Raw genomic sequence first — 17,055 nt, forward strand, 5'->3', positions numbered from 1 at the left:
TGCACCAATAATTTAGGTTGTTGCAAACGCATTTCTTATATATTATTATTCTGTGACGAATATCCTAAGGTCGAAACTAAACCTTATCCACAACTACCTTGTAAGTAGGATCTTCGATTACATTCACATCAATAATTTCATTGGCATTCTCCAATAACCTGATACAGTCGCGACTTAAATGTTTTAGGTGCACTTTTTTACCCACCTTGGCATAGCGTTCAGTTAATTTGTTGAGGGCCTCAATTCCAGACATATCTGCAACCCTACTTTCCTTAAAATCGATAATTACTTCGTTGGGATCGTTCTGTATATCAAACTTTTCGGCAAAGGCAGTGGTCGACCCAAAAAATAATGGTCCGTAAATTTCATAATGTTTTATCCCGTTTTCATCCGTAGATTTTCTAGCTCTAATCCGTTTGGCATTCTCCCAGGAATAGGCCAAGGCAGAAATAATTACCCCGAACAATACGGCAACGGCCAAATTATGGGTAATGGCCGTAATCAAGGTAACCAACACCATTACAACAACATCTGAGGTAGGCATTTTTCTAAATGTCTTAAAACTTGCCCACTCAAAAGTTCCAATGGCCACCATAAACATTAGTCCAACCAAAGCGGCCATGGGCAATTGTTCTATTAAATTGGAACCGAACATTATAAATATCAGCAACATTACGGCAGCGGTGATTCCCGATAACCGGGCCCTAGCGCCAGCCGATGTATTGATCAAACTTTGTCCTATCATAGCACAACCTCCCATCCCAGATAAGAATCCGGAAAAAATATTCGCTGTTCCCTGTGCTATACATTCTTTGTTACCACTTCCGCGAGTGTCAGTAATTTCGTCTATTATATTTAAGGTAAGCAAACTCTCAATTAAACCAACACCGGCAACAATGCCCGCAAAGGGAAAAATTATTTTTAAGGTTTCCAGTGTAAAAGGTATATTGGGTATGGACAAGGGAGGAAATCCTCCTTTAATGGATTGGCCTTCAACCATTGTATCCGCTACTGTAAGCGTATCTATACCAAAGCCCAAAACGATGGCCGATACCACTACGATCGCCAACAAGGAAGAGGGAATCGCCTTGGTTATTTTTGGGAAACCCCAAATGATCAACATTGTTAAAAGAGTTAATCCAAGCATGGTCCAAAAAGGCATTCCCGACATCAATTCTGAGGTTCCCTTGATATAGAAATTAGGGAACTGGGCCATAAATATTATAATGGCCAGTCCGTTTACAAATCCGAACATCACCGGATGTGGAACCAAACGTATAAATTTACCCAATTTTAAAACTCCGGCCATTATTTGCAATAGGCCGGCAATGATCACTGTAGCAAAAACATAATTCAATATAGTTTCTGGAGTAATCCCTGGGAAAGTATTCTTCAATTCCAAAATTAATCCCACAAAAATAACTGCTACTGCTCCCGTTGCACCGGATATCATTCCTGGTCTACCACCCAAAATAGAGGTCACCAATGCCAGAACAAAGGCTGCATATAGTCCTGTTAGCGGTGAAAACCCAGGGATCAAGGCAAAAGCAATTGCCTCGGGAACCAAAGCAAGGGCCACGGTCAAACCGGACAAAATCTCGGTCTTATAATCTACTTTTTGTTTAAAATCGAATAGATTTAAATACTTCTTCACGTCTTTGTTTTTAAGGGCGCAAAAGTAGTGGATTTTCTGGTTTTAAGGACCATGATATCCCTAAATGTGACATAAACAACAAATTACCAGGATTGAAGCCCTAATAATTTCTCCCCCAAAGTATTTAATTCAGCAGTATTATATTTAGTTTGTTCCCAATTTCTGGGATCACCGGGAAAGGCGTAACCCTCTGGTGCCAATCTATTTCTCCAAGCGTTGATGCGCCAATCCCGGAGCGGCCCGTTATCCTCTTCCGCCGGCATCATAGAAATATACTGGGCAATACGCACTTTGTCCTTTGAACGATTGGGCCTTATTCCATGAGGTTGGGTACTATTAAAAATTAATAGATCGCCCGCCTCCATTTTAACCTTTATTATTTTATCCTGTATGGCGCTTACGTCCGGCTTAAAACGATCCCTTTCTTTGGGCTGGGTCAGTTTCCAAGTATCATAATTTCTATATAACCAAGGGATGCATTGAAATCCTCCCATATTTTCATCGGTCTGGTCTACTAAGGCCAATACGCCCTGCACATTCTGGGGCCTTGTTTCAGGGTCGTAGTCCCAATGTATAAACCCTTTTTGTTGAAATCCAGCCCTAATTGGGAAATTTAGATTGGCCCTGTCAATGGTTACCCAAAGTTTTTCAGTTCCCCAGACATCCACGAAGGCATCATAAATCTTCGGTTCCTGTCTATTGTTCCATAAAAGTTGGTGATTATACACTTCTACCATTCCAGTTCCCGTTAATTCCTTCATTTTCATTTCTGCCCTTGGTGGAGTATACCATGTCTTGGGATCCCCGGAATCTTTTTCTTCAAATTCCCATATAAAATTGGCTGTTATCTGTGCTTGATCTTTAGAAATCACATTTTTGATAACGATATATCCGTTGTACTGCCAAAATTTCCAATCCTCCTCACTCAGTATCCTTAATGGTTTTCCATTACTTCTGTCGTTCAAAATAATTTTGCCAGTGGCGGAGGTGGATGGGTTGCCCGGTATCTCCGCATGGGGATTCCCCTTTTTCAAATTAGTATCCTTGGATTTCATTTCCTTGACTTTTTAAGGTAGCGTACAGTACATTAAATTAAGGAATTTAATTAGAAAAAAAACTTAGTTGCACACTAAACGGATTGTGGAATTGCTCCTATGGAATGTTCTGGGAAAATGATGAATAAAAAAACCGCCCTGGGCAATTACTCCAAGACGGTCTTTAACTAAATAACCAACCAAAAACTTCTTTATATCGCTGCCGTAAAACCTTACGGCAATAATTATATCTTTCTTTTTCTGACCACCTTCATGGTTCCATATTCGGTTTTTGTCCTTTTCTTGTCCAATTGGGATATACCAGATTTCAAATAGCTAATAAATCCCTTTCCCTTAAACTTGTAAACCGTTCCACTAGAGGAATGATACAGCTCTATTGTACTATCATTTATAACGTACAACTCAAAGTAATCATTGCCCATGAAGTCATAATCCAGTGTTAAAGTTTTGAGCGTTTCATCGTTATAAACGCCAAATACTGAATACTCCCCACTATAATCCCATAAAACATCGTCCAAATGCATCCCACTGGGGTCTACCGAGGAATTAAACATACTTCTGTTGCCTTCAATATAGAACTGTAAATAATTTTCCGAATCAAAATCGTTCAGTAATCCTTCCTTACTCGTGGTTACCTTTTCCCAAACATCATATTCCTGCAATAGATATTCAATATTGTCATAAAATACCATGTCATAATCAAAGTTATTTCTTTGATATCCCTCCAAATAATATGAGGTTCGGCTATTGGAATCATATAATTCAATGGTATTGTTATCCACCATGAATACCTCCAAGCTCCAATAACCGTCCACATCATGGTTAATTTGAAGCCTTCCATTGGCAGTATTGAAATACCCAACATCCAATCCAAAGCCATTCCCTGTTTTACCAATACCTACAATATTGTTATTGGCAAAAACGGTTTCACCCACAAATGAGACGGTAAATGCACGTTGTAAAAAAGGAACCTCCCTATTGCCTGAAGTAGCATTGATATCTACATACCAAAGCTCATGGGATTTTAATAAGGCATGAACATTTAAAACGGGTTCATCAATATATTCGTCCTCAATAATAACTTCGGTATAACAAGCTGTTGCCAAAACGGCTAGGGTTAAAGTTGTAAATAGTAGTTTTATAGTTCTCATATGATATAGATTGATGTTACCTATACAAGTAAAACAATCATTATGCCAATAATATAAAATATTGATTATCAATATTTTATAAACAAAAAACATTGAAAAATATTTACAAGAACAAAAACTTGGGTTGCCAATTAGACACCAAAACTTATACCGATGGTATTGAATTCTAGTTTTGAATCTCCAAAAAACAGTCCTACATTGCCATAGATTTTATTCAACCATGTGCTCCTCTAAATTAATACCGGAAAATTGATGGGCCATTGATTTTTTTTAATAGGGAGATACCTTGGTTATTGGGTCTTGGGTGTACAACAAGAAATATCAAATAAATGAAAAACAATATAAAGTTTGCAATGTTGGGTGGTGGTAGCTGGGCAACTGCCATTGTTAAGATGTTGACAGAGAATGCCGATGTGGTTAATTGGTACATGCGCAATACCGATGCTATTGAACACATTAGAACACAGAAACACAACCCCAATTACCTAAGTTCGGTAGAATTTCATACAGAACAATTAAACCTCACGGACAATATTAATGAGGCTGTTGCCGATGCCGATGTCCTTATTTTTGCCATTCCCTCCGCTTTTTTAGAAAGCGAATTAAAGCAATTGACCGTAGATATCAAGGATAAGATTATTTTTTCGGCCATTAAAGGTATTGTGCCGGAATCCAGTTTGATCGTGGGAGAGCATTTTCATGTCAACTATAACGTTCCTTTCGAAAATATTGGGGTCATTACAGGACCATGTCATGCCGAAGAAGTTGCTTTGGAACGTTTGTCCTATTTAACCATAGCCTGTGCGGATACCGAAAAAGCCAAACTGGTGGCCAAACACCTAAGTAGCGACTACATAAAAACCAAAATATCCGACGATATTATAGGAACGGAATATGCTGCTATGTTAAAGAATATTTATGCTATTGCTGCCGGTATCGCCCATGGATTAGGCTATGGCGACAACTTCCAAAGTGTACTTATGAGCAACTCCATAAGAGAAATGAAGCGGTTTATAAAACGGGTACATAAGATGAAACGCAACATTAACGACTCTGCATATTTAGGGGACCTTTTGGTAACGGGCTACTCCGTTTTTAGCCGTAACCGTATGTTTGGGAATATGATAGGCAAAGGCTACACCGTAAAAAGTGCCATGATGGAAATGAAAATGGTGGCCGAAGGATATTATGCCACCAATAGTGCCTATCTAATAGTTTCCAAACACAAGAAAAAGTCAAAAACGCCCATTCTAAATGCCGTTTACGAAGTGCTCTATGAAAATAAAAACCCGAAAAAGGTCTTTAAAGAGCTCACCGAAAAGCTGGATTAGCCTCACGCTTTAACTCCCATAGGCCTCCAATAATCCCCCTAACCACTTTCCTTAAATTCGGTCTAGTGAAAAATTGGAATGCTCGTCCATTTCTCTTTCCAAGGTTTTCCGGTAGGAGTTAATTACCTCATCATCCAATTTATAAATAGTCTTGAACTCGGCTAGGATGGGTTCCATCAAATTTCTAATACTATCTATATCAAAGTATAACCTTCCTGTTCTACGGATAAAAAAATCCATTGGAGTTTGTACCATTTCATTTTCTATTGTAAACTTTAACTCGGCCTTTGCCATGCCCAACACATGATCATCCTCCTTCTGTTTGGAATAATACTGCAAAATTGTTTCGGTCTGCTTTCCATAATTGGTTACCAAATACCAGGCGTCATATTGAGAAAATCCCTCAGGGGTTAGTCTTTCATGGATTTCGGCAATATATTTCTTAACATATTTATACTTTTTAAAATCGTTTCCGCAAAGAGGAATATGCTCCGTATCCGAATCCTTTACACTAATACCATAATCTTCTTCCATTTTTTTGGCCACCCTGTTCACCACGCGCTCCGCCATTTTACGATATCCCGTTAGCTTTCCGCCGGCAATACTTATGAGGCCGGAATCTGAAGTAAAAATTTCATCCTTTCGCGATAATTCAGAGGCAGACTTACCTTCTTCGTGTATAAGCGGACGTAGACCTGCCCATGAAGAGATTATATCTTCCATTTCCAAATTTATCTTCGGAAACATATTATTTACTGCAGATATTAAATAAATGGCATCGGCCACATCCGTTTTTACGCTATCCTTGTTCTCATTAAAATTTGTGTCCGTAGTACCAATATAGGTAATCTTGCCCCTTGGAATCGCAAACATCATGCGTCCGTCCGGGATATCAAAATAAACGGATTGCTTTATAGGCAATTTCTCATAGGGAAAAACCAAATGCACCCCTTTGGTAAGATGTAGTCGCTTTCCTTTTTTGGAATTGTTAATACCCCTAAGCTCATCTACCCAAGGTCCTGCTGCGCTTATGACATATTTGGCCTTTATTGGGAATTCTGTATTCAAGGCCGTGTCCTTTACTTTAACCCCTGCAACCATATCCTCTTCATAAATAAAGTCCGTCACCTCGGCATAGTTTAGAGGCATGGCACCATATTGCAGGCTGGTCTTTATAGTCTCCATGGTGAGTCGGGCATCATCTGTCCTATACTCCGCATAATACCCCGCTCCTTTCAAAATCTTTTTGGGCAACAAAGGTTCCAATTTTAGGGCCTCTTTCTTCTCCAACATTTTGCGTTTATCATCTCCTGTCACCTGGGCCAAAATATCATAGACCTTTAACCCAATAGACGTAAGCCATTTACCATAGGACCCATTTTCTATCAATGGCAACAACATTTTCTCAGGCAGCACTAAATGTGGCGCCAAATTATGTACTATTGCCCTTTCGGAACCCACTTCCTTTACCAACCAGAAATCAAATTGTTTTAGATATCTCAAACCACCGTGAATCAGTTTTGTTGATTTACTACTGGTGCCAGATGCAAAGTCATTTTTTTCAACCAAGGCGACTTTTAAGCCTCTGGATGCGGCATCCAATGCAATTCCACCACCTGTAATACCTCCACCTATAACCACCAGATCAAAGGTCTCCCCCTTTAGTTTGGCAATTGTTTTTTTCCTATCCAAATTAGAAAATCGAATATTTTTTGTCATCTTTTTATACGATATCAGTTTATTGCGGCTGTATTTATCTTACTTTGACCAATGTCATTAAAGGTAATTGATTATAGATCCAAATCAAAGGACAATTGTTACTCTATCGTTATCTTTATAACCACTTCATTGCCCAGGGCATCAACTGCCGTAATTCCATGCTCTCCAGGTACGGGCATCAATCCTATTTCGTGATAGTCTGTGGTTTGACCCATAAATTTCTCATCCAAATACCAATAAACCGGTGTTGCCGGTTTAACATGGGCCAACTTAACTACCAATTCATTTTTCTTACCTTCAAAATTTCTTGCCAGGGTAATTATACTTCCGTTCCTTGGATATATAAACTCCATTGAGGCAGTATTGGTTTCACTACAATTTTCTGGAAAGGGAGGCAAGTTCCTGTAGGAAGGATGTCCCTTTTTATAATAGTATTCCATCAATGGGGGCAATACAAACCAAGATTCACTGACCGTTTCGGACAAATCTGCACAGGAGGAATTGACCCTGAACTGCTTCTGAGCATTTAAATGCACCAATTGATGATAGGCACATGCCTTTACGAAATTTTGCTTTTTGGGAATAGAAATTACTGTTTTGGGACAAATGTCAGTAGCCAGGTAACCACTTTCCGAACATACTGTAATTTCCGTAAACTCATCCTCTGGCTTTTGAAACCAGGAAGACCTGGGCAGAACATCGAAAACATCGAATAAAATTGGTGCGGCACTGGTAAGTCCGGTTACATTTGGTCTTCCTTCTCCATCGGCATTTCCGGCCCAAACCCCAACTACGTGGTCTTTGGTAATGCCAATGGCCCAGGCATCCTTGTTTCCAAAACTGGTACCCGTTTTCCAAGCTATTTGTTTGGAGGAATCAAAAAACTCCCAAGATTCACTGCCCTCGGGCCGGTTGACCTTTTTCATGGCCTCAAAAGTGAGATAGATGCTGGCTGCATCAAAAATAGTCACTTCGGTAGATTTGGTGCCAAAATCTACCTTGGTTTCCGATGTTAGGATTGGTTCTACAAATTCCTTGGTATAGTACTCACTGGAGGTGGCGTTAAAATGGTTTACGGTTGATGCCATGGAGGCATAGGTCTTGCACAAATCCCACAAGTTGCTCTCTGCTCCGCCAAGAATTAATGTTAAACCATAATGATCGGCAGACTTATCCAGGCCCCTTAAATTAAACAAATCCAGTTGATCCCTAAATTTTTCAAGTCCGTAGGAACGTAGCAAGCGCACTGCAGGGATATTTAAGGACTTGGCCAAAGCTTTATCGGCCTCCACGGCGCCACTATAGCTTTCGTTAAAATTCTCAGGGGTATAACCTGCAATTTGGGTGGGAACATCGGGTATTAGCATACCGGGCAACAATTCTCCCGCATTCATCATGGCGGTATACAATAAAGGCTTTAGCACACTCCCAGTACTGCGATTTGCCTGCACCATATCCACATCCTTTTCGTGTTCGTTGTCCGTTGGAGTGTTACCAACGTATGAAAGTACCTTACGTGTTTTAACATCCATCAACAGAACTGCCGCATTGTAAACCTGATTCTGCTTCAAGTTTTTATAATGCTTATTTACAATACTGTTTATACTGGCCTGTAGGTTCTCATCCACATGGGTCAAAATTCTTTTCCCCTTATATTTATTGGCCAAATATTGAACCAAATGGGGTGATGTATCCGGTAATTGAAAAGGCTTTTTAGGCAATTCTTCCAAAAGCGAAAGCTGGTAAGTAGTACTATCTATATAATTATTATCCAGTAATTTATGAAGTAATCTATTTCTTTTGTTCAGCAGTTTTTTTTGATTTTTTCCAGGGTAAATCAAACTTGGCGCATTCGGCAATACGGCCAAAGTAGCTGCTTCGGCCCATGACAATTGACTGGGCTGCATACCAAAGTAACGCCAAGCTGCGGCCTCCAACCCTACCACATTACCACCAAATGGGGCATGACTGGCATATAGTTTTAAAATATATTTCTTGGAATACCCCAACTCTAATCTTGTAGCCAAAACCAGTTCCCTCACTTTTTCCCAATAGGACCGTTTTTTGTGGTTACGGGATAAACGTATCACCTGTTGGGTAAGGGTACTGCCCCCCCTTACTGTTTTCCCTGCCAAAATATTAGCTAAAAAAGCTTTGCCTATGGAAATGGGATTAAAACCGGGGTGCCAATAAAAATGGGCGTCCTCAAAATTTAAAATACAGGTCTCAAATTTGTAGGGCACGCTGTCCACCACCGGGAATCTCCATTGCCCGTCCTCGGCAATAAGTGCTCCCAAAAGTTTGCCCGATCTACTCTCAACAACGGTAGCATGGGGGGTATGGAATAGTTGTTTGGGCAAACAGAAATAATAGGCAATCAGCAGTAAAGTAAGGATAAGCAACTTCTTAGGGTGCTTTTGAATTAGCCCCTTCAACCTTTGTAAGGTTGTTACTCCCTTGTCTGGATCACTATCCGTTCCCAAATTCATATTCCCTTTCCACCATACAAATACGGACCTTATACCATTTGTACCATTCTTCCCTGCCTTTTTTTTGGGCAAACAAATGATCCGCCTGCATTTTCCAATCCGCAATGGCACCCAGACTATCCCAATAACTTACGCTGATCCCTATTTGGTCCCTGGCGCTTTCAAAGCCTAGAAAGCCTGTCTGACTTTTTGCCAATAACTCCATCTGATGGGCCATTTCCAAATACCCCTTATCATCTTTTGTTGTAACAGAAGTAAATATTACCGCGTAATAAGGCTTTTTAAGTTCCATATCTATAAAATGTATTCCTTTTCCAAGAAATAGCTCACCAAAGCTTCTTTCATTAAAACGGATTGTTCGCCGGCCTTTAATGGGGGCAGTTCTTCCTTTATGTTATAATGTGGCCAGCCATCTTCATCAAAAAAATCGAATTCATAATATCCATAAGGTTCCAATAACCTGCAGATAGCTATATGCATTAGATTTAATTTTTCATCCTTCTTAAAGGTGTTATGAATTTGCCCCAGTTCCTGAACTCCTACCAGATATATAATGGCATCCAATTCCAGGGGATCGTTGTCCGCAAATTGGGAAGACAGTTTTTTTACCAAAATCTCCCACCTATCTTTTAATTGTGTGTCTCTAGACATCGTAATTTATCTTAATTTGAATCTATTGTTGGATTCACTAACCCAAACAGAATAGAATTCTTCAAAGGTACAAATCAAAGTTTTATATTTGTCAAAAGACTTTTGTATGGGTGTATTGGATATTATTATTGGACTACTATTACTATACGGCCTATACAAAGGAATTAAAAATGGGCTCTTTGTAGAATTGGCTTCTCTTATTGCCCTTGTTGCAGGTTTGTACGGTGCCATTCACTTCTCCTATATTGTTGGGGAATATCTTTCCAAAAATATGGAGTGGAACGAAAGATATATGAACACTGCTTCCTTCTTGATTACCTTTATTATTATTGTCCTTGTTGTAAATATGGCCGGAAGATTGTTGACCAAGATTGCCGATTTTGCCATGTTGGGAATACTAAACAAAATAGCGGGAGGAATATTTGGCGCACTCAAGGTTGCTGTAATCCTCGGCGCCCTATTGATATTTTTTGACAGGACCAATAATCAACTTGGATTTGTTAAGCAAGAATCAATTGACGAATCCAAACTATATATGCCTGTAAAGGAAATAGGGGCTCTTGTTTTTAGCAAGGTGCTTAAGGATAACGAACCTCTTGAAGTTGAACCACCACAGAACAAGGATAAAAACACCTTCATTAAGGTAGGTGGTTAATTATATCATCCTAAGGCACCAAAAAAATAATTTGGCAGCCATTAGGATGATATGATCTTTCTCTCAATACCAATTAATCGGTGGCTCCCATTTTAGTATAGGTAAAGGTAACGTCTGTCTGCACGGTTTGCCCATTTACATCTGTTATGTTATAGTTGGAAGTAGTGGTAAATGCAGATTTGCCCTCATTGAAAACAATTTTCAAATTTTGAGCGGAACAATTCCCAATTAAACCTAGGATGTCACTGGAAAGTTTCCAAGTCCCTTCAATCTTAAGTTTAGTACTACAGTTGGACGCATTTTGACCCTGTGCGAATTCGTAGGCGCGACCAGGTCCAAAAGTATACTCGGCATCCTTTTCACAGTCCGTATATTGCACATAAATATCCTTTTTTGGATTCTGCACGTCATCTTTGGTAATATCTACTTCCTTTACCGCAACAATGGCCGTCAACTCCCAAGTCCCGAGCAAATCATTTTCCTCCGCAACAAGTGCCCCTTCATAATCAGCAGGACATTCAACTGTATTATCCGTACTACAGCCTACCAATAAGCTGTTAAACGCAATAGCCCCAAAGAGCCCAAACCAAATTATTTTTTTCATATGATATCATTTATATTTTTATTTATAAATGCAAAAAATACAAAATGGTTGCGTTAAGGAGCATTCATTTTTTTAGGGGCGCCAAGAACAATTACTGCACTACTTCTACCCATTGGCCCTTGGTACGCACAGCATAATCATTGTTGTACATTGCCTCTGCCTGTATCCCTGGCAAATAATATCTTCCCAAATAAGAGGCATTCAACAATACCCTGAACACTTTTGTTTCGTTCTTCTTCATGTCAAAATAAAAATTGGCCCTATCATCCCTCAAATCCGTATAAGTCACCTCGTTTTCAGCAAAATCGCCAAAATCCGTGAACCTAGTATTCACTATTTCCCAGCCACTAGGGAATATTTCGGACAATGCCACATTTTTAATCAATTCTGCCTTGGTATTGGTAAGCGATACTTCTGCGACAAAATCCGTGCCCTGCATTATGGTGGAAGGGTCCAATTTAATGCCGTTCCTTCCCTTAAAGACCACATTGGCCACCAAATTCCGTTGCAACTCCCTTTCCTCTCCCACAGGCAAAATCCCACTCTTTATGATACTCACATAAAGCAAATTTTCGCCAGTATTTTTTATATTGATGGAATTGGTCCCCGTTCTAATACCCAATTCTGTATTGGCCAAGGTTTTGTCCGTGTTAATGGTGGTATTGCCTCCATTAACATCTATACTGGCCTTAATTCCCTTACCCCCTATCATATCGGCAAATTTTGCCAGTGCCAGGAGGCAATAGGCAGTACTCTGGGTACTCATCCATTGATCTGAACTTAAACGTTGTGCTAAATTCTTGGCCATTTCCTGAGCCTTTACCTTATCATTTAAAAGCACAAAGGTTTCCAAGGCCATTGCCATATTGCGATTGGAGGATCCATAGGTTTGGTAATCATATTTGCCTTCTGAAAAATCATAATTGGCAGATTTAATTATTTGTTGGGCCACAGATTCCTGACCAACAAGTCCGTAAGCAGCCGCCAAGCGGAATTTCCCCTCATTGGATAGATTGGGTGTTTCCCTTAGTCTGTTCATTGAAGCAATATCCGCATTTCCAGAAAGTGCAAGGGTATACAGGCGATATGCCTGGGCCAAATCTGAAGACCCTGTTCCCGATCTCCATTGTCTAGCTATATTCTGCTGATAATTTAACCAGGATGACCTAAATCCTAGGGGCAAAACATATCCCTTTTTCTCTGCCTCCAATAAAAAGTGTCCTACATAGGAGGAACTCCAATCATCGGCATAATTCTGTCCTGGCCAATAGGCGAAACCTCCATGTGGGGTTTGATAGCTACCTACCCTTTTTATGGCACTTTCAACATTTTGCTGTATCTCCTTTTTCTTTGTTGTGTTAATATCGAAGATATCCGTAATAAATAACTGAGGAAAAGCACTAGAGGTGGTCTGCTCCAAACACCCATGCGGGTATTGTATCAAATATTGCATTCTTCCATTAAAATTCATGGGTGGAAGGGTAGAAAATTCCACCTCCGCATTATTGCTTCCGGGAATACCAAAAGTTTCAAGGTCTATATTTTTGCTACTAGTGGCCTCCAAGACAATATCCTCTGTAACCGTAGTCAATGGATTAGGGTTTACCACATCTATAGGCACCTCAAAAGATGCCTTTTCCCCATTACCCGAAGCCTCCACCACAACCTTGCCGATACCTTTAAAATCGGCTACCTTTAATTGAAAATAAGCCATTTTTTCATCGGGTTGGGTGAAAGAAACGTTTTGTACGGACTTCCCTTCTATGCTGAAGGAAGGATCCGGTTTAATTTTTAGCGTCACTTCCTTAACCTTGTCTTCCATAACAAAAACAGTAACCGGTAAAGTCACCGTCTCCCCAGGGGTAATTTTCCTTGGCAAAGAAGCCAATACCATAAGAGGTTTTCTTACGGGGGTTGCTTTTTCTGCCATGCCATATGCGGCTTCCCCTGAATTTCCTGCTATGACCATTGTACGTACCGAACCAACATATTTGGGAATGTCTATTGTATGTGATTTTGTCTCCCCCTTATTCAAGCTAAAGGGGCCCAAATAAACCACCATAGGTTCAAAGCGATTGGCCTTTTTATTTTTGGCACCGGCCAATTCTCCGTCCCCACCTATAGCAAAAACCTGATTTATTCTTCCACCAAAGGCCCCGATTACATCATCGTATACATCCCAACTCCGTACCCCAAGTGCTTCCCTTGCATAAAAAGTATTCCACGGATTTGGAGTTTTATAACGTGTTAGATCCAACAAGCCTTCATCCACAATGGCAATACTATAGGTCATGGCCCTGCCTTGTTTCTCATTTACTTTGATGGTTATACTTTCCTCAGGCTTTAAGACATCCGGCATAGCAATTTCTGGTTGCAGTTTGGTCATAGGATCTTCTACCGATATAGGAACTACCCCGTACATCCGTATAGGGGAATCGTTTAAAGTAGTGGCATGTGGTTGCAACAAACTAATATTGATGTAAACATTGGGGGTATACAATTCGGATATAGGAATTTCAAATTTTGTTTCCCCTTTTTCGGATTCCACCCATTGCGAATGCAGTACTTCACTACCATTTTCAACGGTAACCAATGCCCTGCCACCTTCTGAACCAGGAAAGGTAACGATGACCGTTTCCCCTACTTTATAGACTTCCTTATCCGTGGAGAACATTAACATAGTGGCGGCGGAAGGATCATTTTTCATGGATTTTCCGGCCCATCCCGGCCAATCTACGTATATTGTTTTACCAGTTGCATGCCCTCCCTTTGGATCTTCCACTCTAACCAAATAGCGGCCCCATTCGGGATATTTTAACACAAAATTAAATGATGCCTTACCATTGGAATCAGTACTTATGGTTTCCTCCAATACTTTTTCCTGATACTCACTACTGCTAAAACTGGAAAGATTATCGGCAGAAGTCTCCCACCACCATCTCCAGCTCACTTTATAAATAGTCGCCTTTAAATTGTTTGTGGCTTTGGGATTGCCCATTTCATCTACGGTTACCACTTCAAACTTATGGGACTCATTTGTGAGCAGCATTCCCCTTGTTTTATCACCTTTGGGTACATTAAGGCCTACGTAAGTGTTAAAGGGCGAAAATTGCTTTGTAAAGACATCAGTACTAAAATCGCCGCCATTTTCATAAACCTTGGTAATAAATGCTGCGATAAGCATTCCCGGGGCCTGACTATTAATTTGCGGATTTAGCGAAAAGACTGCCTTGCCTTCTGCATTGACAGCATTATTGAATACTATTTGATCCTCTGTGGCGAACGCCCTAGTGGGATCATCAAAAACATAAGCCGGAAAGTTCTTAAAAGTTGTAGTCTGTACATTGAACTTGGCAGTAATATCGGCTTTAAGGTTTTTGGCCACCGCGCCGTGAAGCCAAGCTACCTCTAGCATCCCTTTAATGGGTTTACCGCCAGACAAGACCTCGTTTTCAAAAGTTGTCTTAATTTTTAATCTATTTGGTTTGATTGTTTCAATCTTTAGGGTTTTGGTAAAAGTTGCCCCTCCCACTGAAACCTTAGCCAGCCAATTACCAGTAGGTGCATTTTCATCCGTCCTTAAAAAGAAACTATAAAAATTGTTGAGGGAATTTGTCCTTACCTCCCGGTGCACCACTTTGTTGTAGGGGTCTATCAATTCCAATTTCACGGGATGCCCTTCAGGAAGTTTATTGGCTTTATCATTCAACATAAACGAAAGAAAAAGTTTGTCTCCAGGCCGCCAGACTCCCCTTTCCCCAAAAACAAAACCTTTTATCCCTTTTTGTAATGCAACCCCATCAACATTAAACTTACTTACGGACAGGGCGTTGCCGTCATTTAGTTTAACATAGGTCTTTTGACCATTGCTCTCAGCTACTGCAAAGTAGGCCAAATGATCGGTATCAAAGAGAGAGGTACCATCCAAGGCTGTTATTACCTGCCCAATGGGCTGTTGCTGGTAATTATAGAAGGTTACCTTGGCCCCGGCAACGGGTTCTGTGTTTACAATATTATTTACCGCCACAAAATAACTCTTGTTCACCCCTTGTTTTACGGTTACCCCCAAATCCGAGGCCAAAACATTGGCCCCTACCGTTTTATCATAGTAATAGGAGGTATGGCAAGGGTTATCCCTTTGATTCCAGTCATAGTTAAAGTAATAATCTTCATAATAGGATTCCACTCCGTCCCATGAGCTGTTTTCCGTTTCCTGATCAAAATCATCTTCCGATGGGGCTTCTTGTTCAAAATTGGTGTCCTCACATTTGTATAGGCTATACGAAGGATTAAAACCAAATTCAACTCTATAAATAGCCCCTACCTCCGGTGCAATAAGGGTTCTTAAATCAATGGCATGCGCGGACCATTTACCATTATTGTTGCCAAGACCGGCTTCCAAATCCAATTTCTTGGAGGCTATTGGCCTTGCCACCGTTTTTAAATTGTAACTCCCATTAAGATCATTTCCTTGTAGGAACTGCAAAATATTGCTCTCAAAAATTTTATAGACGGTTAGGTCGACCGATTTCAGATTGACTGCCTCAAAATTAATTTTTAGATTATTGGAGGAAGGTAAAATTGTTCCATTGGATAACAGGCGGACCTCCGGTTTTATTTGTTCGAACGCTACCCTTTCTGTAAGCTTTGTTTTAAGTTTGTACCCATCAACACTTTCAATACCTTCAAAAACCTCGAGCCTTAGTGTTGTGCTCATCTCTTTGGAAGGATATATCTTTAGAGTATTGCCCACTACATTGTATTTTAGGTTCCCATCGCCTTCCAGCACTACCAGGCCCTTAAAGTTTTGTCCTTTTTTTAAAGGATCCGAAAAATTGATATTTATGATTTGATTTTCCCCTGTTTCCAAGTCAACATCCAGAATGCTAAAATTACTCTTACCCGGTATTTTTATAGTATTTTTTCCAGCACTTTCAATATCCATACCGGTGCCGTCCCACACAACCTCCAAATCCGTATCCTCTGCGAATCGCTGAATACTGTCAATCTTAAAATGAAATTGGGTTCCTTCAGCAATGGATGTGTCAAATTTAACAGGGACCATTTTCCCTTTCTGTTTTACCTGCAACAATTGTTTGGCTTTTTCCAAACTTAATTGATCGGCACTTTTCAATTGACCTTCCAAATATTGATAATCCTTGGAATAGGACTGTAGGGCCTGGGTATACACATTAAATTGTTGTTTCAATGTTTTCACCTCGAAATTAAACTTGCGCAACTCCTTTGGGATCCCTGAAATAAAAGATCCCAGATCTAAAGTAAACCCATAGTTACTATCCTGCTGAAAACCGGCCTCGGGCACAAAAGCAATGGTTCTACTGTCCAAGGCTATTACCCTGCCGTTTGTCTTGGGAAATACGACTAATAAATCGCTGTCCAATTCCTTTCCACTTTCCCAGGAATCAACCGGACGGCTCAGCACAACCCGTACATCTGCTTTTACAGAAATTATTCCATGGGACACTTCCGTTATATATTCCTGATAAAGATTTAAGTTATCTACTGGGGTTTTACCAGTCTCTTTTTTCGGGTTACAACCAAGGATGAAAAGAAATATTAGGGCATGGACAATTAATTTCATGAAAAGAACCAATTTAGTACAGTAAAGATAAAAGGTTTTCCTTTTGTGGAATATTTTTTGATCTGATTAGCTCTGTAAAAATTTATTTACCTACCATTTCTATTCCAGGTATAGCCCCGAAATTCCAAATACTAAATGTGCATC

The 17,055-nt window shown here is 40.1% G+C and carries 11 protein-coding genes; 2 read left to right on the forward strand and 9 right to left on the reverse strand.

Translation table 11 applies throughout. The features are described 5' to 3' along the window. Positions 1–76: 76 nt before the first annotated feature. The 3 genes from LV92_RS04960 to LV92_RS04970 all read right to left on the reverse strand — a co-directional run bounded on the left by LV92_RS04960 (position 77) and on the right by LV92_RS04970 (position 3,860). A complete protein-coding gene (locus LV92_RS04960) occupies positions 77–1,654 on the reverse strand; it encodes a SulP family inorganic anion transporter (RefSeq protein ID WP_111622548.1) in 1,578 nt (525 codons plus the stop codon). An 83-nt stretch (positions 1,655–1,737) separates the two neighbouring features. After that, on the reverse strand, positions 1,738–2,709 hold the full coding sequence (locus LV92_RS04965) for a phytanoyl-CoA dioxygenase family protein (protein ID WP_111622549.1): 972 nt from the start codon (positions 2,707–2,709) through the stop codon (positions 1,738–1,740). 224 nt (positions 2,710–2,933) lie between these two features. Beyond that, the gene (locus LV92_RS04970; RefSeq protein WP_111622964.1) at positions 2,934–3,860 is read right to left on the reverse strand and encodes a nicotinic acid mononucleotide adenyltransferase; all 927 of its coding nucleotides are present in this window, start codon (positions 3,858–3,860) and stop codon (positions 2,934–2,936) included. A 329-nt stretch (positions 3,861–4,189) separates the two neighbouring features. Here LV92_RS04970 and LV92_RS04975 point away from each other — a divergent pair, with 329 nt between their 5' ends. Further along, positions 4,190–5,191: an NAD(P)H-dependent glycerol-3-phosphate dehydrogenase gene (locus LV92_RS04975; protein ID WP_111622550.1), complete on the forward strand. Its 1,002-nt coding sequence runs from the start codon at positions 4,190–4,192 to the stop codon at positions 5,189–5,191. Between the two features lie 51 nt (positions 5,192–5,242). Here the strand turns inward: LV92_RS04975 and LV92_RS04980 are convergent, their stop codons facing one another. The 4 genes from LV92_RS04980 to LV92_RS04995 form a co-directional block, all read right to left on the reverse strand. After that, positions 5,243–6,910 carry a glycerol-3-phosphate dehydrogenase/oxidase gene (locus LV92_RS04980; RefSeq protein WP_111622551.1) on the reverse strand — a complete coding sequence of 556 codons (1,668 nt, stop codon included), beginning with the start codon at positions 6,908–6,910 and terminating at the stop codon, positions 5,243–5,245. Positions 6,911–7,008: 98 nt separating this feature from the next. Then, positions 7,009–9,399: a penicillin-binding protein 1C gene (pbpC, locus tag LV92_RS04985; protein WP_111622552.1), complete on the reverse strand. Its 2,391-nt coding sequence runs from the start codon at positions 9,397–9,399 to the stop codon at positions 7,009–7,011. After that, positions 9,380–9,691 (reverse strand): antibiotic biosynthesis monooxygenase family protein, encoded by a 312-nt coding sequence (locus LV92_RS04990; protein WP_111622553.1) that lies wholly within the window; start codon positions 9,689–9,691, stop codon positions 9,380–9,382. Before LV92_RS04990 ends, pbpC begins: the two co-directional genes overlap by 20 nt. Positions 9,692–9,693: 2 nt before the next feature. Next, positions 9,694–10,050, reverse strand: coding sequence for a hypothetical protein (locus tag LV92_RS04995; protein ID WP_111622554.1), 357 nt, complete (start codon positions 10,048–10,050; stop codon positions 9,694–9,696). Between the two features lie 106 nt (positions 10,051–10,156). Between LV92_RS04995 and LV92_RS05000 the strand changes: the two genes are divergently transcribed. After that, positions 10,157–10,705, forward strand: a complete 549-nt coding sequence (locus LV92_RS05000; RefSeq protein WP_111622555.1) for a CvpA family protein — start codon at positions 10,157–10,159, stop codon at positions 10,703–10,705. Positions 10,706–10,778: 73 nt separating this feature from the next. Here LV92_RS05000 and LV92_RS05005 read toward each other — a convergent pair whose 3' ends face one another. Next, positions 10,779–11,309 carry a DUF5004 domain-containing protein gene (locus LV92_RS05005; RefSeq protein WP_111622556.1) on the reverse strand — a complete coding sequence of 177 codons (531 nt, stop codon included), beginning with the start codon at positions 11,307–11,309 and terminating at the stop codon, positions 10,779–10,781. Between the two features lie 91 nt (positions 11,310–11,400). Further along, on the reverse strand, positions 11,401–16,911 hold the full coding sequence (locus tag LV92_RS05010; protein ID WP_111622557.1) for an alpha-2-macroglobulin family protein: 5,511 nt from the start codon (positions 16,909–16,911) through the stop codon (positions 11,401–11,403). Positions 16,912–17,055: the final 144 nt, after the last annotated feature.

The organism is Arenibacter echinorum, assembly GCF_003259375.1.
GTDB classification, from domain to species: domain Bacteria; phylum Bacteroidota; class Bacteroidia; order Flavobacteriales; family Flavobacteriaceae; genus Arenibacter; species Arenibacter echinorum.

Excerpts from the sequence above, each read along its gene's own strand:
- LV92_RS04965 (WP_111622549.1), bottom strand. The coding sequence starts at position 2,709 with ATGAAATCCAAGGATACTAATTTGAAAAAGGGGAATCCCCATGCGGAG.
- LV92_RS04970 (WP_111622964.1), bottom strand. The coding sequence starts at position 3,860 with ATGAGAACTATAAAACTACTATTTACAACTTTAACCCTAGCCGTTTTG.
- LV92_RS04975 (WP_111622550.1), top strand. The coding sequence starts at position 4,190 with ATGAAAAACAATATAAAGTTTGCAATGTTGGGTGGTGGTAGCTGGGCA.
- LV92_RS04980 (WP_111622551.1), bottom strand. The coding sequence starts at position 6,910 with ATGACAAAAAATATTCGATTTTCTAATTTGGATAGGAAAAAAACAATT.
- pbpC (WP_111622552.1), bottom strand. The coding sequence starts at position 9,399 with ATGAATTTGGGAACGGATAGTGATCCAGACAAGGGAGTAACAACCTTA.
- LV92_RS04990 (WP_111622553.1), bottom strand. The coding sequence starts at position 9,691 with ATGGAACTTAAAAAGCCTTATTACGCGGTAATATTTACTTCTGTTACA.
- LV92_RS04995 (WP_111622554.1), bottom strand. The coding sequence starts at position 10,050 with ATGTCTAGAGACACACAATTAAAAGATAGGTGGGAGATTTTGGTAAAA.
- LV92_RS05000 (WP_111622555.1), top strand. The coding sequence starts at position 10,157 with ATGGGTGTATTGGATATTATTATTGGACTACTATTACTATACGGCCTA.
- LV92_RS05005 (WP_111622556.1), bottom strand. The coding sequence starts at position 11,309 with ATGAAAAAAATAATTTGGTTTGGGCTCTTTGGGGCTATTGCGTTTAAC.
- LV92_RS05010 (WP_111622557.1), bottom strand. The coding sequence starts at position 16,911 with ATGAAATTAATTGTCCATGCCCTAATATTTCTTTTCATCCTTGGTTGT.